Origin of the sequence: Amycolatopsis sp. A1MSW2902 (genome assembly GCF_017312175.1) — a bacterium.
GTDB lineage: Bacteria > Actinomycetota > Actinomycetes > Mycobacteriales > Pseudonocardiaceae > Amycolatopsis > Amycolatopsis nivea.
On sequence record NZ_QJPO01000003.1, the window covers coordinates 463,189 to 483,413 of the forward strand.

At 71.0% G+C, this 20,225-nt stretch carries 14 protein-coding genes; 11 read left to right on the top strand and 3 right to left on the bottom strand.

Going from position 1 to position 20,225, the window contains the following annotated elements; all coding sequences use genetic code 11:
- The first annotated feature begins 26 nt into the window (after window positions 1-26).
- From DMP23_RS45265 to DMP23_RS45280, 4 genes are all read left to right on the top strand, one after another.
- Window positions 27-965: a carbohydrate kinase family protein gene (locus DMP23_RS45265; protein ID WP_337824920.1), complete on the top strand. Its 939-nt coding sequence runs from the start codon at window positions 27-29 to the stop codon at window positions 963-965.
- Window positions 962-2,266: an alpha-glucosidase/alpha-galactosidase gene (locus DMP23_RS45270; RefSeq protein WP_337824921.1), complete on the top strand. Its 1,305-nt coding sequence runs from the start codon at window positions 962-964 to the stop codon at window positions 2,264-2,266. The genes DMP23_RS45265 and DMP23_RS45270 overlap by 4 nt, the downstream gene beginning before the upstream one ends.
- A 177-nt stretch (window positions 2,267-2,443) precedes the next feature.
- Entirely contained in the window at window positions 2,444-3,274 is an 831-nt protein-coding gene (locus DMP23_RS45275) for an endo alpha-1,4 polygalactosaminidase (RefSeq protein WP_337824922.1), read from the top strand.
- A gap of 52 nt (window positions 3,275-3,326) precedes the next feature.
- Window positions 3,327-4,109, top strand: a complete 783-nt coding sequence (locus DMP23_RS45280) for a class I SAM-dependent methyltransferase (RefSeq protein ID WP_337824923.1) — start codon at window positions 3,327-3,329, stop codon at window positions 4,107-4,109.
- On the opposite strand, the gene DMP23_RS45285 is transcribed toward DMP23_RS45280, so the two are convergent.
- Window positions 4,106-5,002 carry a DMT family transporter gene (locus DMP23_RS45285; RefSeq protein WP_337824924.1) on the bottom strand — a complete coding sequence of 299 codons (897 nt, stop codon included), beginning with the start codon at window positions 5,000-5,002 and terminating at the stop codon, window positions 4,106-4,108. The two genes, DMP23_RS45280 and DMP23_RS45285, sit on opposite strands and share 4 nt — an antisense overlap.
- An 82-nt stretch (window positions 5,003-5,084) precedes the next feature.
- On the opposite strand from DMP23_RS45285, the gene DMP23_RS45290 reads away from it, so the two are divergent.
- From DMP23_RS45290 to DMP23_RS45310, 5 genes are all read left to right on the top strand, one after another.
- Complete coding sequence (locus DMP23_RS45290; RefSeq protein WP_337824925.1) at window positions 5,085-5,978, top strand: LysR family transcriptional regulator; 894 nt, start codon at window positions 5,085-5,087, stop codon at window positions 5,976-5,978.
- A 591-nt stretch (window positions 5,979-6,569) separates the two neighbouring features.
- Entirely contained in the window at window positions 6,570-9,104 is a 2,535-nt protein-coding gene (gene lanKC, locus DMP23_RS45295; protein ID WP_337824926.1) for a class III lanthionine synthetase LanKC, read from the top strand.
- A gap of 32 nt (window positions 9,105-9,136) precedes the next feature.
- Window positions 9,137-9,271: a class III lanthipeptide gene (locus tag DMP23_RS45300; RefSeq protein ID WP_158691391.1), complete on the top strand. Its 135-nt coding sequence runs from the start codon at window positions 9,137-9,139 to the stop codon at window positions 9,269-9,271.
- A 322-nt stretch (window positions 9,272-9,593) separates the two neighbouring features.
- Window positions 9,594-11,246 (top strand): ABC transporter ATP-binding protein, encoded by a 1,653-nt coding sequence (locus DMP23_RS45305; protein ID WP_337824927.1) that lies wholly within the window; start codon window positions 9,594-9,596, stop codon window positions 11,244-11,246.
- A 634-nt stretch (window positions 11,247-11,880) separates the two neighbouring features.
- The gene (locus DMP23_RS45310; RefSeq protein ID WP_337824928.1) at window positions 11,881-13,596 is read left to right on the top strand and encodes an ABC transporter ATP-binding protein; all 1,716 of its coding nucleotides are present in this window, start codon (window positions 11,881-11,883) and stop codon (window positions 13,594-13,596) included.
- 155 nt (window positions 13,597-13,751) lie between these two features.
- Here DMP23_RS45310 and DMP23_RS45315 read toward each other — a convergent pair whose 3' ends face one another.
- Complete coding sequence (locus DMP23_RS45315) at window positions 13,752-14,138, bottom strand: hypothetical protein (RefSeq protein WP_037813020.1); 387 nt, start codon at window positions 14,136-14,138, stop codon at window positions 13,752-13,754.
- Between the two features lie 192 nt (window positions 14,139-14,330).
- Between DMP23_RS45315 and DMP23_RS45320 the strand changes: the two genes are divergently transcribed.
- A complete protein-coding gene (locus DMP23_RS45320; protein ID WP_337824929.1) occupies window positions 14,331-15,284 on the top strand; it encodes a ketopantoate reductase family protein in 954 nt (317 codons plus the stop codon).
- 650 nt (window positions 15,285-15,934) lie between these two features.
- On the opposite strand, the gene ligA is transcribed toward DMP23_RS45320, so the two are convergent.
- Window positions 15,935-17,926, bottom strand: a complete 1,992-nt coding sequence (gene ligA, locus DMP23_RS45325) for an NAD-dependent DNA ligase LigA (RefSeq protein WP_337824930.1) — start codon at window positions 17,924-17,926, stop codon at window positions 15,935-15,937.
- A 243-nt stretch (window positions 17,927-18,169) separates the two neighbouring features.
- Between ligA and DMP23_RS45330 the strand changes: the two genes are divergently transcribed.
- Window positions 18,170-20,179 (top strand): HelD family protein, encoded by a 2,010-nt coding sequence (locus DMP23_RS45330; RefSeq protein WP_337824931.1) that lies wholly within the window; start codon window positions 18,170-18,172, stop codon window positions 20,177-20,179.
- Window positions 20,180-20,225: the final 46 nt, after the last annotated feature.

Genomic DNA, 20,225 nt, shown 5'->3' on the forward strand with positions numbered 1-20,225 from the left:
ACCGCACTCCTCCAGAGGAACCACGCATGCCGCACCGCTTCGACCTGCTCGTGCTCGGCGACGTCAACCCCGACGTCGTCCTCGGGCCGCTGACCGGGGACCTCGACTTCCGGCAACGGGAGAACCTCGTCGGCCACGGCTCGCTCACGCTCGGCGGGTCCGCCGCGATCACCGCCGCCGGGGCCGCCCGGCTGGGGCTCGACGTCGCCTTCGCCGGGCGGGTCGGCGACGACGCCGCCGGTCGCTTCGTCCGGGACATCCTCGACGAACGCGGCGTCGACACCCAGGCCCTCACCGTGGATCCGTCGTTGCCGACCCCGCTCACCGCGATCCTGACCCGCGACGACAGCCGGGCGATCATCACCAGCTCCGGAGTGCTGGACGCGGTGTCGGCGGCGGACGTCCCGGCTGAGCTGCTCGCGAACGCGCGGCACGTCCACGCCTCGTCCTACTTCCTGATGCCCAAGCTGGCCGCCGGGCTGCCGGAGCTGTTCCGCACCGCGCGGGCGCACGGCGCGACCACGTCGCTGGACACCAACGACGACCCGGCGCGGCAGTGGGATCCCAGCGGCATCGCGCTGGTACTTCAGGAGACCGACTTTCTCCTGCCCAACGCCGCCGAAGCACTCGAGCTGTCCGGACAATCCAGCCTGCTCGACGCCGTGGCGCACCTCGCCGCACAAGGGCCGACGGTCGTCGTCAAGAACGGCGCTGACGGCGCGATCGCCCGCCACCGCGGCGAAACCGTCACGGTTCCCGCGTCCCCGATCACCCCGCTCGACACCGTCGGAGCGGGAGACAGCTTCAACGCCGCGTTCCTCGCCGCGATGCTGCGCGGGCTGCCGCTGTCCGACGCGCTGCGCGCCGGGGTCGAAGGCGGCGGCCGTTCGACGCTCGCGCGCGGCGGGATCGACGGCCAACCGACTTGGAACGAGCTCCACCTCACTGAAACGGAAAGTGCATGACCACCAAGATCACGTTCATCGGCGCCGGCAGCGTCGTGTTCACCCAGGGCCTGCTCGCGGACCTGTTCGCCTATCCCGAACTGGCCGAGGTGCACGTCGCGCTGCACGACATCGACCCGGAACGCCTGCGCGTCGCGCACGCGGCGGCCGGTCGCATCGCCGAAACCCGCGGCGCCAAGCCCCTCCTCACCGCGCACCTCGACCGTCGCGAAGCCCTGGAAGGCGCGGACTTCGTCGTCAACATGGTCCAAATCGGAATGGGCGAAGCCACCCGCGTCGACTTCGACATTCCGGCGCGGTTCGGCGTGAAGCAGACCATCGGCGACACGCTTGGCGTCGGCGGGATCTTCCGGGCTCTGCGCACTTTCCCGTTCCTGCGCGAACTCGGCGAGGACATCGCGCAGGTGTGCCCGCGGGCGTGGCTGCTGAACTACACGAACCCGATGGCGATGAACGTGCAGTACCTCTCCGAAACGCTCGGCCCGGACCGCGTGGTCGGCCTGTGCCATTCGGTGTACTGGACCGTGCACGACCTGGCCAAGCTGCTGGAGGTGCCGCTGTCCGAGGTCACCTACCACGCCGCGGGCATCAACCACCAGGCCTGGATCCTGCGTCTGGAGCATCAGGGCAACGATCTGTACCCGCGGCTCGCCGAACTCGCCGAAGACCCGCAGCTGCGGCGGCGCGTGCGGTTCGACATGTTCCGGCGGCTCGGCTACTACCCCACCGAAACCAGCGAGCACTCGTCCGAATACGTGCCCTGGTATCTGGGCCACGCCAGCGAAATCGAACGGCTGCGGCTGCCGATCGGCGCGTATCTGGACGTCGTGGCGGAGAACGAAGCCGAATACGAACACACTCGTCAAGCCATCGAACGCGACGAACCGCTCACCGTCGAGGGCACCAACGAATACGCGCCGCAAATCATCCACAGTGTCGTCACCGGGACGCCGCGGACCGTTTACGGCAATGTGCTCAACCGCGGGCTGATCCCGAATCTCCCCGCGACCGGAGCCGTCGAAGTGCCGTGTCTCGCCGACGCGACCGGCATCCGCCCCACCCGCGTCGACGCGCTTCCGCCGCAGCTGGCGGCGCTCAACCGCACCTACCTGAGCACGACCGAACTCGTGGTGCGCGCCGCGGTCGAGGACGATCCCCGGCACATCCGCCACGCCGCGATGGCCGATCCCGCGACGGCGGCCGCGCTTCCGGTCGAGCGGATCTGGGAACTGTGCGACGAAATGGTGCGCGCGCACGGCGACGCGCTCCAGCCCGGATTGCGGAAAACCCTGGGCAGCTAACGAGTCTTGACGGCGCGGCGCGGTGATCCGCTAAACTTCTGGTGCCTGCCGGACGGGCAGGCACCAGAAGTACGCCCAGCCGGTAATGCGGAATGCCCCGCGAGCCCGGACCCAGTCGCCAGGATGTCTTCGAACCCTCCGAGGCGGGGCCGTACTCACCATCGCTGGAGTCACCAGATGCATTCGCTTCCTGGTCGGATTTCTCGGGGAACCGCGGCGGCCGCGCTGCTCGTCGGCAGTTCGGCGTGCGCGCTCGGGGCGGCCGGCCCGGCGGAGAGCGCACCGCTCCCCGCGCCGCACAGCGTCACGCTGCCCGCCCCGCATGCCGGGTTCGACTATCAGATCGGCGGTCCGTACACCCCGCCGTCGGGCGTCCAGGCGGTCAGCCGCGACCACAGCGCCCCGGCCGCCGCCGGGGTGTACAACATCTGCTACGTCAACGCTTTCCAGGCCCAGCCCGGCGCCGAGGGCGAATGGGGCGACCTGGTCCTGCGCGACGGCAACGGCGACGTCGTCATGGATCCCGACTGGAACGAGGCGCTGCTCGACCTGCGCACCGCGGACAAGCGGAGCCGGATCGCGGACAAGGTCGGCGGGTGGATCGACGAGTGCGCCGGCAAGGGCTACCAGGCGATCGAGCCGGACAACTACGACAGCTTCACCCGGTCCCAAGGCCTGCTCAGCGCGCGGAACGCGCAGGACCTCGTCAAGCTGCTTTCCTCGCGCGCGCACGGGAAAGGCCTGGCGATCGCCCAGAAGAACACCTCGGAACTGTCCTCGTCGCGGACGGACAACGGGCTGGACTTCGCCGTCGCCGAGGAATGCGGCGAGCAGGACAATTGCGCGGAATACACCCAGTATTTCGGCGACCACGTGATCGTCATCGAATACACCTCGGACGGTTTGCACAACGCGTGCGCCAAGTGGGGCAGCAGCCTGAGCGTCGTCCGGCGCGACCGGGACGTCACGCCGAAGGGCGAATCCGGCTACGTCCGCGAAACCTGCTGAGACTTCCGTCATCCTGCCAGCGCCGCCGCGCGGATGCTGGCAGGGTGGCGGAATGGCCGACGAGTACCCGTTCGACAACGCGAGCGCCCCGGCGAGCGACCGGATGTCCGCACTGGAAGCCAGCTACGACCGGACAACGTTCGAGCACCTGGGGAAACTCGGCGTCGGCCCGGGATGGTCTTGCTGGGAAATCGGCGCGGGCGGCGGGTCGGTCGCCCGGTGGCTGGCCGGGCAGGTCGGTCCGGACGGGCACGTGCTGGCCACCGACCTCGACACCCGGCTGCTCGCCGACCTTCCCGCGAACGCTTCGGCGGTGCGCCACGACGTCCGCGCGGAGCCGGTCCCGGACCGGAAATTCGACCTGATCCACGCCCGCCTGGTGCTGATCCACTTCCCGGAGCGGGACGAGCTAGTCGCGAAACTCGCCGCCGCCCTCGCGCCCGGCGGTTGGCTGGTCCTCGAAGAAATCGAACCGCGCGGGCAAACCGTGCTCGCGACGCCTGATGAGACCAGTGCGACGGTTTTCCGTGCCGTACAAGGCCGGATCCTGGACCTGCTCGAACGAGCGGGCAGCGACGTCGAATGGGCCGGACGGCTGCCGGAGGTGCTCGCCGGGGCCGGGTTGCGCGAGGTCGGCAGCGCACGGGTCACGACCCGGTGGCCGGGCGGCGGGCCGGAAATCCGGTTGCTGGCGGCGAATTCGGTGGAACTGGCCGAAAAGCTGGCCGCGGACGGCGTGCCTCCGGAGGACATCGAGCAGTTCCGCCGGGTGCTCGCCGATCCGCGGTTCACCGTGTCGTCCTATCCCCTCGTGTCGGGGTGGGGACGCCGTTAACGACGGCGGGAGATCGCCACGCCGGCCAGGCAGAGCACGCCGCCGACGAGTCCGTACGCGGTCGGGGTTTCGGCGAGCAGCAGCCAGGACAGCAGCACGGCCACCGCGGGCACGGCGTAGGTCACCATCGTCAGCCGACCCGCGTCCGTGCGACGCAGCGCGTATGCCCACGCGGTGAAGCCGACCGCGGTCGGGAACACTCCCAAGTAGACGCTGCCGAGCACCGCGTCGGCCTGTGCCACCTGCAGTTCGCTGACCAACTGCGGTGCCCACGGCAGGAGAACCACGGTGCCGACGACGCAGCCGAGCCAGATCGCGGTCAGCCCGTCGACGTGGCGCAACGTGATCTTCTGGACCATGACTCCGGCGGCGTAGAGCACGGCGGCCAGCAAGCACAGCAGCACGCCGGCCCAGTCGTTGCTTCCGGTGGCTCCGGTCGCGATCAGCGCGGCCCCGCCCAGCGCGACGAGCGAGCCGATGACGAGCGAGCGCGAGAAGCCTTCGCCGAGGAACTTCCCCGCCGCGACGGCGACCATCAGCGGTGCCAGGTTCACCAGTAGCGCCGCGGTCCCGGCGTCGACGTGCCGCTCCCCCGCGTTGAGGACGACGGTGTACGCGACCAGCCACAGCACGGCGTAGGCCGCGACCAGCAGGAACGCCTTGCGCGACAGCCGGACGCGAACCGCGCCCTTGGCCACGGCGAACACGGTCAGGGTGACGGCTGCGACGGCGAGCCGCAGCAACGCCAGCGGCGCCGGGGACAGCGCGTGCCCAACGCTGCGGATAGCGACGAACGACGAAGCCCACAGCACGACGGCGAGCCCGGCGGCGGCCGCGATCTTGCCGAGGTCGGTCTTGCCGGCGGGCGGGACGGTTTCCACGAGATCGGTCACCTGGCCATCGTCGCCTCGGTCAGCTGTACAGCACAAGCGATGAGTTCTGTACCTCCGTTAAGGAGTGCTGTACATTCGCCGCATGCTGGACATTCCCCGGCTCCGCGTGCTGCGCGCAGTCGTCGCGTCAGGGTCGATCCGCGCGAGCGCCGCCGCGCTCGGCTACACGCCGTCCGCGGTGAGCCAGCAAATCACCACGCTGCAACGGGAGACCGGGCTGCAGCTGTTCGAACGATCCGGCCGCGGCATCGAGCCCACCGAGGCCGGGCGCACCCTCGCCGCCGAGGCCGAGACGCTGTTCGAGGCGTTCAGCCGGGTCGAGCAGGTGGTGAGCGAACTGCGCGCCGGACGCGTCGGCCGCCTCTCGATCGGCTACTTCGGCTCGGCAGGCTCGACCTGGCTGGCCCCGACCGTCGCCGCGCTGCGCACCGAATTCCCCGGCCTGCGGCTGGACCTGATGCTGACCGAGTTCACCCCGGGCGACCCGGACATCGACATCTTCGTGGAGGAAACCGGGGCCGAGCATCCCGGGTCGGTCGTCGTGCACCGGCTGGCCGAGGACCCGTACCTGGCGGTCGTCCGCCGGGACGACCCGCTCGCCGGGCTGCCGGAGGTGCCGCTGGCCGCTCTCGCCGAACGGCATTGGGTCGACAACGACCTGCGCGAAGGCCCGTGCCGGCAGGTGCTGCTCAACGCCTGCACGCAAGCCGGGTTCTCGCCGAGTTTCGTCGTCGAGACGCACGACTACCGCACCGCGATGTCTTTCGTGGCAACGGGAATCGGGCTGACGGTGGTGCCGGAACTCGGCATCGGCGAGCTGCCGGACGGGCTCACCACCGTGGCGCTGGCTTCTCCCGTGCCGGTGCGGCATCTCAGCCTGGCGGTGAAGAAGCCGATCGCGGAGCACCCGGCTGCGCGGCGAGCGGTGGAGTTGCTGGAAAGCCTGGTGTGTTCGGGCAAGGCGCTGGCCGGGTAGGGAGCTTGAGCGAGGCGCGGCCGGGAAAGCCGTGAGGGTTCCCCTCACGCACGGCCGACCCGCGAGCCGGGATCGCCGACGTTTCGCCCGCGGAGCCAGGAACGCGGGCCGGAAACGCCGTGAAGGACTCCTTGGGGGAATCTGATTCCCTCAAGGAGTCCTTCACGGCACGGCGGACGGGGCGAGAATCGCGCGGATCCCCCTTCTCTGGTAACGAATGCGGCACATTCCCGACGCGAATGCGCCGCCACCACCCCGAATGGCCCAATCCGCACCGGGTTCGCGCCGGACGACGGGCGGAAGCCGGGTCACCGGAACGGGTTGATGACCTTCCGCCAATTTCTCCCGCTCTTTCCGCGCCGACCTGGGCGAGTCGCCGGGAAACGTCTTCGTTACACCCCGATCGGGTAGGGATGACTCACGCGCAGTCCCGGTTTTCACAGCCCGAACCCGTGTCCGTCACCCTGACGAGGAGCCTCGAACCCCCGGGTTGGCGGATTGGCCGGGGCACCCCCCTCGTGCGGGAATGGTGTCACCGTCCGACATCGAAGTCGCCCGGTTTTCCTCAGGAAAAGGGAAGGGCTCGTTTTCATGGACGTCCGGTACGAGGCTTTCTGCTTCGCCGATCCGCTGTTCTTCGACGAACCGCGGGAATCCCCGGGCGCGGCAGGCGACCTGGCCGCGGGACTGCCGCTGCCGGGGCCCGGGTGGACGGACGAGACGCACGGGATCTGGCGGTCGCTGCGGCCGGCCGGTCGGAAACTTCCCGCCCAGGGCTGGAAAATCCACGTCTCCGCCGGTCTGGACAACGCGGCCGGCGTACTGTCCCGGGTGCACCGGTACTGTGTGGAGCATCAGGTCGCGTACAAGCATCTGCGCTCCCGGGCGACCCTGCTCAGCCGCAATTCGAAATACGCGCCCCGCGAAGGAAGCGGCAAGCTGATCACGATTTACCCGCACTCCGAAGACGCGCTCGCGACGATACTGTCCGACCTTTCCGCCGAGCTGGAAGGCGAGCACGGTGCGTATATTCTGAGCGATCTGCGCTACCGCGAAGGTCCGCTTTACGTCCGATACGGCGGATTCGCCGAACAGTGGACCGAACACGCCGGAACGAGGGTGCTGGCAATCCGCCGTCCGGACGGCACGCTCGTGCCCGACCGGCGGGAACCATCCTTTTCCGTGCCGGAATGGGCACCGATTCCGTCCTGTTTGTCCGACAGCCTGGCCGCGCGCAAGAGCGGAGCCGAATTCCCGTACCGGGTGACCGGTTCCCTGCACTTTTCCAACGGCGGCGGCGTTTATCTGGCCGAACGAGGGGCCGACCGGAAGACCGTCGTGCTGAAGGAGGCCCGGCCGCACGCCGGGCTGGACCGCGACGGCGCCGACGCGGTCGCCCGGCTGAACCACGAGCGCGAGGTGCTCGAACGGCTGGCGGACGTCCCGGGCGTCCCGCGCGTGTACGAGCAGTTCACCGTGTGGGAGCACCATTACCTGGCGATGGAGCACCTGCCCGGCAGCACGCTGAGCAGCTGGCTCGCCCGGCATTACCCGCTCACCAGCGGCACCCGGGCCGAAGACGGTCTCGAGTCCTTCCGCGATCGCGCGCTGGCGGTGCTCGCCCAGGTCGAACGGATCGTCGCGGACATCCACCGGCACGGGATCGTGTTCGGCGACCTGCACGGCAAGAACATCCTGGTGGACGAGCAGGACCGGGTGTCGCTGATCGACTTCGAACTGGCCGTCGACGCCGATTCCGGCGACCGTCCGGGACTGGGCGCGCCCGGCTTCCGCGCCCCCGCCGACCGGCACGGTTTCGAGATCGACGAGCACGCACTGGCCGCGCTGCGGCTGTGGCTCTTCCTTCCGCTGGTGATGCTGCTGGAACTCGCGCCGGGCAAACTGCGCGGCCTCGCCGACTTCGCCCAGCAGCGGTTCGACCTGCCCGACGGATACGCCGACCGCGTGGTCTCCGTGCTCGCCCCGCGCACCGACCGGCCCGCGACCCACACCGCGCTGGACGAGCCGCGGCCGGACTGGGCGCTGGTCCGCAAGCAGATCGCGGAAGCCATCCTCGCGAGTGCCACGCCAGAGCGGACCGACCGGCTGTTCCCCGGCGACATCGAGCAGTTCCGCGCCGGCGGCGCGGGGTTCGGCGTTGGCGCCGCGGGCGTGCTGCACTCGCTGCACGTCGCCGGAGCAGGCCGTTTTCCGGAGTACGAACAGTGGCTGCTGGCGGCCGCCCGGCGGCAACCGCCTTCGCGGCCCGGATTCTTCGACGGCAGCCACGGCATCGCGTACGTCCTCGAGGAATTCGGCTACGCGGCAGAAGCCGACAAGCTGCTCGCCGCGTCGCAGTCGCTGGTCAGCCAGACCACCGACCACGGCCTGGAAAGCGGGCTCGCCGGGATCGGCCTCACCCGCCTGCACTTCGCGACGACCCGCGGCGACAACGAATTCGGCCGCCAGGCGCTGGACATCGCCCTCAAGCTCGCGACCGCGTTCGAGACCGCAGACCCGCCCGGCCGCTTCGCCAGGGCCGGACTGCTCAGCGGCTGGTCCGGGCCCGCACTGCTGTTCCTGCGCCTGTACGAGCACACGGGCGAACCGTCGTGGCTCACGCTCGCCGACCGCGTGCTGGCCCGCGACCTGGAGGAATGCACTGCCGCGTCCGACGGATCGCTGCAGGTCCGCGACGGCACCCTGCGCCTGCTCCCCTACGCCGCGATCGGCAGCGCCGGAATCCTGCTGGTCGCCGAACAGGTCGCCCGGAGCCTGCCGGACTCGGCCGCCGCCCAGAGCCTGCCCGGGCTGCGGGCCGCGTGCCGCGGGGAGTTCGTGATCCACCCGGGCCTGCTCTACGGCCGGTGCGGGCTCGCCGCCGCGCTGTCCTTCGCCGACGAGCCGGACCGCGAAGCCATCGACCTGCACCTGGCGCGGCTGTCGTGGCACGGCGTGCCGTACCACGGCGGGCTGGCCTTCCCCGGCAACCAGCTGCTTCGCCTGTCGACCGACGTCAGCACCGGCAGCGCGGGGGTCCTCCGCACGCTCGCCGCACTACTGGACGGCGCGGAACTGCTGCCCTTCCTGGGCTCCGCACCGTCCCCGCACACCTCCGGCCGATGAGCGCCGGCGGACCCCGAGAGAAGGGAACACCCATGGAACACGTCCTGGAGCTGCAGGCGTTGGAGGCCCCCGAAGCCCTCGAAGGCCAGGGACTGGACCACCACGGCCACAGCCACTACAGCGCATGGTGCGGCGAGAGCACGCTCAGCCTGCTTCTCTGCTACTGACCGCGCGGGCAGGGCGGGAACGGCGCAGGACAAGTGCGCCGTTCCCGCCCCGTTCATTCTGCACTGACTGCCTCGCGGCGGTCGCGGCGAGGCAGCTGTCGGGGATCGACGGGCGCGGCGAGGCAGCCTCCGGGAACCGACGAGGTAGCTGCCGGGATCGGCGAGCGCGGCGGGGTAGCTGCCGGGGGTCGACGGGCGCGGCGAGGCTTCCGGCGCGTTCGGTTGTCGTCCAGCCCTCGACTTCCGCCGACGCCACGCTCGCTGTCGGCACCGACGCCGCCCGCCGATCTCAACTCGCCGACCACCACGCGAAGGGAGCGACATGGCCGGAGCCGCCGATCGCCTCCTGACCTCGGTCGCCCGCCTGGACCGTCCCCGGCTCGCCGCGCTGATCGTCGCGTCGCTGATCTCCGCCGGCGCCGGACTGCTGCTGCCCGGCGCCCTCGCCGCCGCCACCGACGCGGTGCTCGGCGGCCGAAGCAGCACTGGCGCGGTGGTGTGGCTGCTCGCCGTAGGCGCGGCGGAGATCGCCGCGGACGCCGTCATCGTGGTCCTTCCCGCCCGCCTGACCAGCAACGCGAGCGCCTGGCTGCGCCGCCGGGTAACCGACCGCGTGCTCGCCTTAGGCACCGGCTCACCGTTCGCCCCGGGCGACGCGGTCAGCCGGGTGAGCGGCGATTGCGCCTCCGCCGGAGGCATCGCCGCGGTCGTGGTGCAACTGGCCGCGACCGGGCTCATGTCCTCCGGCGCGATAGTCCTGCTCGCGCTCTTGGACTGGCGGCTCGCCCTGGTCTTCCTCGGCAGTCTCCCCTTCGCCTTGCTGCTGGCGCGATCGCACCTGCGCGGAACGGCGAAGGATGTGCTTGCCTACCAACGGGTTTCCGGCGAACTGTCCGCCCGGCTGCTCGACGCCGTCGCCGGCCTGCGGACGATCGCCGCGTCCGGCACCGCCGACGCCGAAGCCGCCCGGGTGCTGCGTCCCCTGCCGCGGCTGAACCTCGCCGGCCAGGGCATGTGGCGCACCCAAGCGCGGATGGTGTGGCGAGCCGGTCTCCTGCTCCCCACGGTGGAAATCGTCACCCTCGCCGCCGCCGGTTTCGGTGTCCTGGACGGACGCCTGAGCGCCGGAGACGTCCTCGCCGCCCTGGGCTACGTCGCGCTCGGCCTGGGCCTGGTCACGCAGATCCCGTTGCTCACCACCCTTTCCCGGATCCGCTCGGCCGCGCTCCGGATCACCGAAGTCCTCGACACCGAGCCCCCTGCTCGCGGCACTCTCGGACTGCTGCCCGGAAACGGCACCCTGGAACTCCGCAGCGCCACCGTGCACGGCGCACTAGCCGACGTCGACCTCACCATCCCTGGTGGTTGTTTCGCCGCGATAGTAGGAAGTTCCGGCTCGGGAAAGTCCACTGTGGTCTCCCTGCTGGCCGGTCTTCGCCGCCCCGACGCCGGACAGGTGCTGCTAGACGACCGCGACCTCGCCGTACTGCGTCCAGAGGAGCTTCGAGCCGTCGTCGGGTACGCCGCTGCCGAACCCGCGCTGCTCGGCGCCACTGTCGCCGATGCTGTCGCTTATGGCTCGTGGGCGAGCGTCCCGGCAGTCGATGCGGCTTGCCGGACTGCCCGCATTCACGACATCCTCGTGCGCTTGCCGCGCGGTTACGACACTCCGCTAGCCGAAACTCCACTGTCCGGCGGGGAAAGCGCCCGAGTGGGCCTCGCGCGGGCGCTCGCGCGGAACCCGCGGGTGCTCCTGCTCGACGACGCCACCGCCAGCCTGGACACGATCACCGAACGCGCCGTGACGGCGGAGTTGGGCCGCCGGACGCGGGTAGTCGTGACACACCGGGCCGCGATGGCCGCACGGGCAGATGTGGTGATATGGCTGGCGGCAGGGCAAGTCCGGGCGGTTGGGCCGCATGCGAGGTTGTGGCAGATGCCGGGGTACCGCGCAGTGTTCACGGAGGAGACGTGAGCGGGGTGCGGTGGCAGAAGGCCCGCAGCGCGACCGCGAACGGCGGGCCGCTGCGCGCCGCTCCCCCAGGACGATCCGTGCCCGCAACGCTGACCGCGTCCACGCTGCTGCGTGGCACTTCAGGAGCGAGCCCCGCGCAGCCAAGCCATGTACGCAACCACATCGCGCCGCCGCAGCACACACCCAAAACGAACCCCGCGCGACGGCGCTCCGACCTCGCCGCGCAACCCACTCACGCACGCCACCGCACCACGTCGGCGCTGCCGCACCACACCCCACAACCAACCCCCACGCGACCACGCACCGACCTCACCGCGCAACCCACTCACGCACGCAACCGCACCACGCCGCTGCACCGCACTCCAGAAACGAACCCCGCGCCACGGCGCACCGGCCTCACCGCCCAACCAACCCACGCACGCGACCACACCACGCCCACGCTGCCGCACCACACCCCACAACCAACCCCCGCGCGACCACGCACCGACCTCACCGCGCAACCCACCCGCGCACGCCACCCCACCACGCCCACCCCGCCGCACCACACCCCACAACCAACCCCCGCGCGACCACGCACCAACCCCACCACGCAACCAACCCACGCACGCCACCGCACCGCCCGCACGGAGCGGCCATGAGTGTCGGCCGCCTCTACTGGAACGCCCTCGCCGGGCAGTGGCGCGGCGGGCTGGTTCTCCTGGCCTGCTCTGTCCTCGAAGGACTGCCCGCGTTCTTCTCCGGGCGGCTCGTCGAACTGGCCGTCAACAGCGGGTTCGCGGCTGGCAAACCCGGGGTCGGCCTCGGGTGGCTCGGCGTGTTCGGGCTGGCCGCGCTCGGGGGCGCGTTCGGGTCGCGGCTGGTGTGGCGGCAGCTGGGCAAGGTCGTCGAGCCGTTGCGGGACGCGCTGGTGACCGCCGTCGTGCGTGGGGTGCTGCACGATCCCGCGCCGCCGCGGAGTGGGCCGGACGCGCGCGGCGTCGCGCGGATCACCCAGCATGTCGAGGTCGTGCGCGACGCTACCGGCGGGCTTCTCGTCCAGGCCCGCGGCATGCTCGTCACCACGGCGGCGGCGGTGGCCGGGCTGGTGACCGTCGCGGGGTCGCTGGCGTTGCCGGTCGTGGTCCCGGTGGTGCTCGCGCTGGCCGGATTCGCCGCGCTGCTGCCCTCGCTCGCCCGACGGCAACGCGCGCTCACCTTGGCGGACGAAGGCACGGCCGCCGCCACGGGCTCGATCTTCGCCGGGATGCGCGACGTCGTAGCCTGCGGAGCCGAACCGGTCGCCGCGCTGACGGCCGATGACGCGGTGGACCGGCAAGCCGCGGCTGCGGTGCGGGTCGCTAGGTCGGCGGCGCTGCGGTCGGTGATCGTGGCGCTCGGCGGGTTCGTCCCGCTGGTGCTCGCGCTCGCCCTCGCACCGGCGATGGTCGCCCGCGGCGAGCTGACCGCGGGGGCCGCGCTGGGGGCGCTCGTCTACCTCGCCACGACCTTGCAACCCGCGCTGCGCGGACTCGCCGCCACCGCGTCCACGGTCGTCCTCCGGTTGCTCGTCGCACTGCGCCGGCTCGCCGAAACCACCGCCCCGCCCGAAAGCCGCCCGGCGACCGAAAGCCCCGCCGGACTCGGGCTCGCCGTGCGCGACCTGACGTTCCGCTGGGGCGCGGCGCCGGAACCGGTCGTCCGCGGCTTGAACCTCGACCTGCGCCCCGGCGAACACCTGGCGGTCGTCGGCCCGAGCGGCATCGGGAAATCGACCCTCGCCGCGCTGCTCACCGGACTGCTGACCCCACAGCACGGCGAAGTCCGGCTGGGCGGCGTGCGCGCCAGCGAACTGGCCGACCGCCCTCGGCATCTCGTGCTGGTCCCGCAGCAGGCCTACCTTTTCGCCGGAACCCTGCGCGAAAACCTGTCCCTGTTCCACCCCGAAGCCTCCGACCGCCGCCTGATCGCAGCCGCGGAAGCCGTCGGCGCCGCCCCGCTGCTGGCCCGCCTCGGCGGCCTGGACGCCGAACTCAGCCCCGGCGCGGAAGGCATTTCCGCCGGGGAGGCCCAACTCCTCGGACTGGCGAGGGCCTATGCCTCGCCCGCCGGAGTCGTCGTGCTGGACGAGGCAACGTCCACTTTGGACCCGGCAGCGGAGGTCCACGCGGAACGCGCCTTCGCCGCCCGGGGAGGCACCCTGATCGTGATCGCGCACCGGCTGTCGTCGGCAGTCCGGGCGCACCGAGTGCTGCTGATGGACGGACAGGAAACGGTGCTGGGCCAGCACGACGAGCTGCTGGCCGCATCGCCGCGGTATGCCGAGATGATGCGGGCTTGGCTGCCGGAGCGATCGCGCCTTGAAGCCAGCTGACCGTCAGGGCCGCGTCGTGCGCAGCCGCCGCCGGACGGGAACGGCTGGAGCAGATTCCCCGGCGATCGGAGCACTCCCGTCACGTCGCCTGCCTGCCCGGATCCGCGCTGATCTGCCGTCCGCCCGGATCCGGGGCAGCCTTCCGGCGGTGCGGCTCAGACCTTGCGCGGCACCGAGGCGATGAGGATCCTGCTGGTGCCGTGGCCGAGGTAGATGTCCACCTTGCTGAACCCGCCGGACGGCCCGGGTTCGGTCCAGCCGAACTTCCGGTAGTCGTTCAGCGCGGACCGCGTCTGGACGTCCAGCAGCGTGCCCGCCTGACGGAACTCGAAGGTCACCGTGGTGCTCGCGGACCCGGCGTCGTCGCGGACGTAGCCGCTGACGCCGACTGACCGGTTGTACCAGGTCAGCGTTCCCCCAGCGGCCCCGCCGCTGATGTGGTCGCCGAAGTCGGACGTCGGGTAGTCGGCCGCGCTCGCGGCTCCCGCTCCCCCGAGCACGGCGACCGCGGACACGGCGAGGCTGACGGCGATGCGTTTCATGTTGTTCCCCCAGAGATGGTCGATGCTGGGCGGAATCGTACTGGGCCGCGGCCTGCGAGGCGGGATTATGCGTGAATTCGCGGGCCTTGCCGGAAAGGCGTCGCGGGCCGCTCGTTGACAACCGGAGACAGTCTCCATATCTTGGCAAAGTGGAGATTGTCTCCAGTTTCAGGGTTCCCGTGAGGTGCGGCTGTGAAGATCTTGATGTTCGGACGCGGCGTGATCGCGACGATGTACGGCTGGGCCTTGGAACAGGCGGGGCACGACGTCGAGTTCTATGTCCGTCCGGGTCGCGCGGCGGAGTACGGGGAGTCGGTCAGCTTCGATGTTCGGGACTTGCGGGCGCGGAGGCGGCGGGGTGTCCGGACTTGGCCGGTGCGGTATCGCGAGGAGTTGGAGCCGGGCCATGAGTTCGATCTGATTGTGGTGAGCGTCCAGCACTATCGGCTCGCGGAGGCGGCGGCCTTTCTGACGCCGCGGGTCGGGAAGGCGACGGTGCTGGTTTTCGGGAACGTCTGGTCCGAGCCGCTGGCCGCGATCGGCGATCTTCCGATCGAGCAGGTCGTGTGGGGGTTTCCGCAGGGCGGCGGCGGTTTCGGCGAGGACGGGGTGCTGCGCGGGATGCTGTTGCCGCTCGCCGTGTTCGGGACCCTCGGCGAGCCTCCAACCGAACGCGAGCGGGTGGTGCGGGAGGTGTTTCGCGACGCTGGGTTCCGGATCCGCGAGCGACCTGACTTTCGCGGCTGGCTCTGGGTGCACTTCGTCTCGGACGCGGGTCTGCACTCGCAGGGCGTGCGGGTCGGCTCGTTGAGTTCGCTGGCTGGGTCCCGGGGCGATCTGCGCGAGGCGTTGCTGGCCGGGCGCGAGCTTGTGCCGCTTCTCGAAGCCCGCGGCATCGACGTGCGGCGGCATCGGGGCGCGCTGCTGCTGTTCCGGGCGCCGACCTGGCTGACGGTCCCCGTGCTTGGGTGGATGCTGGCCCACTTTCCCCCGGCGCGGCTGAACTTCGAGGCGCACTCTGATCCCGACGCCCGCGAGCCGCGCGAGATCTGCCGCGACGTCCTGGCCGAGGCCCGGCGGCTGGGGGTGACGGTGCCGCGTCTGGAGGCGGCGGAACCTTACTTCGGTCTGGAAAGGACAGAGTGAGCCCCCGGCTTTCTCGAAGTGTTGCCAGAAACGGTTTCGGCGGGATCGGGTTCCGGACGCCAGTGGGTGCCTCGGCCGATCGCCTCGCCGGGTGTCGACGGTTCGCGCGGACCCGGGGTCCGTTGCCTCGGAGCCCCACCATTCGCGCGAGCCTCTCGCCGCAATCACACCGCACGCTCGCGCTGACCCGGTTGTTGCCGGGCCGCGCGGCGAGCGCACTGCCGAATGCGCACGACGCCTGGCGTTCGGCCGCCGAAACCGCGGGTCGGCCGCCCATTCCGGCTGCCCGAGCGCCTCGCGCAGCCGGACGAACAGCGCGTCGTCGGCACGGCTGACGGTCAACAAGCCATCCGAGGCCGCGAACCCGCGGCACGAAAGCTCCCGGCGAACGCGTTGCCAGGCACAGGATTCTCGACCATTCCGGACGCCCAAGCACCTCGCACAGCCGCACGAACAACGCATCGTCGGCACAGCTAACGATCAACGAGCCATCCGAGGCCGCGAACCCGCGGCACGAAAGGTCCCGACGAACGCATTGCCACGCAAAGGATTCTCGACCATTCCGGCGCGCGCGAGCCGTCGCCACGATCCGGCGACCTCTCCCCGCCGGTTTCCCAGGCGGCGGTCGTCCGTCCGGGGAAACAGCGGGCTCAGACCACTCCGGCCGCGATCAGCTGTTCCCAGATCACCCCCTGGTCCACGACCTCGACGCCCAGTTTTTCGGCCTTAGTGAGCTTGCTCGCGCCGACGTCGGCACCGGTGATCAGCAGGTCGGTGCTCGCCGACACCGACGACGCGGTGGTCGCGCCTGCCGTCTCGCACAGGCGCTGGAACGTGGGGCGGGGCACTTTCTCCCCGGATCGCGGGTCGCTGATCGCGCCGGTGACCACCACGGTCTTGCCTTCCAGCGGCGCGCCTGCGACGACGGCGGGCGGGAGGTCTTCTTCCAGGACGTCCAGGGACACTCCGCGTTCTCGCAGACGCTCCAGCTCGGGGCGCAGCCGGGTGAGGTGTTCCACCAGGGAGGCGGCGACCTTCGGTCCGATGTCCTCTACCTCCACGAGACCGTCGACGCCCGCCTCGAGCACCGCTTCCAGGGAGGCGAATCCGGCGCGGCACAGCCGGGCGGCGGTGCCTTCCGACGCCATCGGGATCGCGAGCCCGATCAGCGCCCGGCGCAGCCCGACCCGGCGGCTGGCGTCGATCGACTCGATCATCCGCGTCGCCGAGACCTCGCCGATGCGGTCGAATTCCAGCAGGCGTTCCTTGGTGAGCCGGTAGAAGTCCGACGGGTGTTCCAGGATCCCGGCCTCGGCCAGCCGTTCGATCCACACGCCGCCGATCGCGTCGATGTCGGCGGCCGCGCGGGACGCCCAGTGGATCAGCCGCCGCACGGTCTGCGCGGGGCAGGAAACGTTGGTGCAGAACAGTTCCCGGCTGTTGCCCTGTTCGGTGAGCGGCTGTTCGCACGACGGGCACGTCGACGGGGGCACGATCTCCCGCTCGGCTCCGGTGCGTTTCGACTCGTCGAGCACGCCGGCGACGAACGGGATGACGTCGCCCGCCCGGCGCACCAGCACGGTGTCGCCGATCTTGATGCCGCGGGCGCGGATGACCTCCTGGTTGGCCAGCGTCGCGCGGGTGACCGTGGTCCCGCCCACGAAGACCGGTTCCAGCCACGCGACCGGGGCGATCTTGCCGGTTTTGCCGACGTCCCAGACCACATCGGACAGTACGGTGGTCTTCTCCTCGGCGGCGAACTTGTACGCCAGCGCCCCGCGCGGCGAGCTCGACCGGGTGCCCGCGGCGGCGTACGCGGCCCGGTCGGCGAGCCGCAGGACGGCGCCGTCGATGTCGTAGTCCAGGTCGTTGCGCTGCTGCTCGATCGTGGTGATCACGGCCTGTGCGGAGGCCGCGTCGGCGCAGCGGCGCATGTCCGCCGCGGTGAACCCGAGCGCCAGCAGGCCGCTGCCCAGGTCGGTTTCCGAGCTGCCGGGTTCGGTGTCCAGGTCGAAGGCGAAGAAGCGCAGCCGGCGCTCGGCGACCGCGGCCGGGTCCTTCGCGCGCAGCGTGCCCGCCGCGGCGTTGCGCGGGTTGATCAGCGGTTTGTCCGGGTGCGCGGTGTTGTAGGCGGCGAACGTCGAGCGCAGCATCACCGCCTCGCCGCGCACCTCGACCCGGCCCGGGGCGCTGACCTGGTGCGGAACGCCGTCGGTCAGCGCGCGCACCAGCATGGTGACGTCGTCGCCGGTGGTCCCGTCGCCGCGGGTGACCGCTCGGGCCAGCCGGCCGTCCTCGTACACCAGGGCCAGCGACAGGCCGTCCAGCTTGGGCATCACGACCACCGGCTGGCCGGGGAACCGGTCGAAGAACGCCTCGACCTGCTCCGGCTTCGTCGCCTTCTCCAGCGACAGCATCGGCCGCGAATGCCGGATCGGCGCGTGCAGCACCGCGGGCCCGCCCACCTGGTCCAGCGGATTCGGGTCCGGGGCCAGCTCGGGGCTCGCCTCGATCAACCCGCGCAGCTCGTCCTCGATCGCGTCGTACTCCGCGTCCGCCACCACCGGCGAACCCCGGTAGTACGCGTCGCGCAGCACTACGACCTGATCGGCCAGCTCCTGAATACGTTCCCGAACGTCCACGAACCGGAACGCTACCCGGCCCCACCGACAAAACCGGACAGCGACGCAACCCGAGCAACCACGGCACGAATCTCCGGCGGCCGGACGAAGACCGGAACTCCTTGTGCGGCAAGGGTCTGATGCCGTGGCAAGCGCTCCCCCGGTCGCCTCGGCTGACGCCGCCCGCGAAGACAAGACTGTTCTTTCCCCCGGTCGCCGCGCACCCTCGATGCCATCGATCACCCGACAGCGGGGAGTTCTGGGGTGCCGGAGGAAAACCGTGTCGAGCGGGAGCTTGTCCTCGAACAGGAGTACGTGACCAGCCTTTACGGCAGGCTCGACGCGTTGCGCGAGGAGGCGGCGAGGGGGCTCGACAGCGCGGATCCGGAGGCCGCGGCGCGCTGGCGGGCGGAGTCGGCTCGGCTGGCGGCGGTCGAGGACGGGCTTTGCTTCGGGCGGCTGGAGACGGACGACGGAATCCGCAGGTACATCGGCCGCTTGGGGCTGTTCGAGGACGGGGCGGACGAGCCGTCGCTGCTCGACTGGCGGGCTCCGGCGGCGCAGCCGTTCTACACCGCGACCATGGCGGAGGCGCACGGGGTCCGGAGGCGGCGGCGGATCACGACCCGGGGACGGGTGGTCACCGCGCTGGACGACGAGTTGCTCGATCGCGGCGCGGCGGACACCGGGGGCCTTGTCGGGGAGGCGGCGTTGATGGCGGCGCTCACAGCGGACCGAACCGGGCGGATGGGCGACATCGTCACGACGTTGCAGGCCGAGCAGGACCGGATCGTCCGTGACGGGTATGCGGGCGTGCTCGTGGTGCAGGGCGGGCCGGGGACCGGGAAGACCGCGGTGGCGCTGCATCGGCTGGCCTACCTGATGTACACGCGGCCGCAGTTGCGTACCCGCGGGGTGCTGGTGATCGGGCCCAGCGACGTCTTTCTCGACTACATCGGGCAGGTGCTGCCCGGGTTGGGCGAGCAGGCGGTGGTGACGGCGACGATTGCCGGGCTGCGGCCGGACGTCGAGGTCAGCCGGGTGGATCCGGTCGGGGTCGCGGAGGGCAAGGGGCGAGCGGAGGCGGCGGGACGGATCGCGACGGCAGTCTGGAAACGGGTGGGGGCAGTCCGGAATCAGGACAGCGAAGGCGTCGAGGTGATGTTCGAGCAGCAGGTCGTGCGGTTGGAGCCAGCCGAGTGGCGGGGTGCGCTCGAGTTCGCCCTCGGCAAGGGATTGCCATATCAGCAGGCCAGGCTGGTGTTTCAGCAGTGGATGACGGAGCTTCTCGCGCAGCGGTTGGCCGATCAGCTGGAGAACGTCGTCTTCACCGAGAGCGGCGAGGCCATCGACGGCGGCAGTGCGGACGGGCGGCTCAGCCCGGCGGATCTGCGGGCGTTGGCGGCGGCGGGAGTGGTGCTCGGACCGGAGCAGGACGAGGGGCCCCGGCGGTTGCTGGACGACGCTGACGTCGCTGACCTGCGTAAAGCGCTGCTGGCCGACGTCGCGGTGTCCAGGGCGTTGGACGAGCTGTGGCCACCGCTGACTGCCGAGGAAGTGGTGGGTGAAGTGTTCGGCGGCGAAGGGTGGAGTGCGGCGGACATTCCCTTGCTGGACGAGGCGGCCGCGGTGCTCGGCGAGCCCGTCCCAGCGTTCGGGCATGTGGTGGTCGACGAGGCGCAGGAGTTGTCCGCGATGGCGTGGCGGATGGTGATGCGGCGCTGCCCCGGCAAGTCGATGACGGTGGTCGGAGACCTTGCCCAGACGGGCGATCCGGCGGGAGCGGAGTCGTGGGAGCAGGTGCTGCGACCGCACGTGGCGGACCGGTGGCGGGTGGCGGAGTTGAGTGTCAACTACCGGACGCCGACGGAGATCATGGCGGCCGCGAACGAGTTGCTGGCCGCGGGACAGCCGAGGCCCCGGTCAGTGCGGGCAGCGGGGGAATCGCCGTGGCGGGTACGGAGCGCGCTTGCCGACTTGGCGCAGGTTGTCGGCGGGATTGCCGAGGAGCATCGTGGCGGGCAGTTCGCGGTGATCGCTCCGCCGGGGCGGCTGGCGTCGTTGCGCGAAAGCGGCACGACGACGGTGCTGACGCCCGCAGAGGCGAAGGGGCTGGAGTTCGATTCGGTGCTGATCGTCGATCCGGCCCGGATCCTCGAAGCTCCGCGCGGGCGCAACGACCTCTACGTCGCGATGACCCGCGCGACCCGGCGGCTGGGCATCGTCCATCTTGGACCGGTGCCGGACGAACTGGCCCGGCTCGAGGAGCGATGAACGGTCAAGATTCGAGTTCCTGCAGGGCACGGAGCACGCTTGCCGA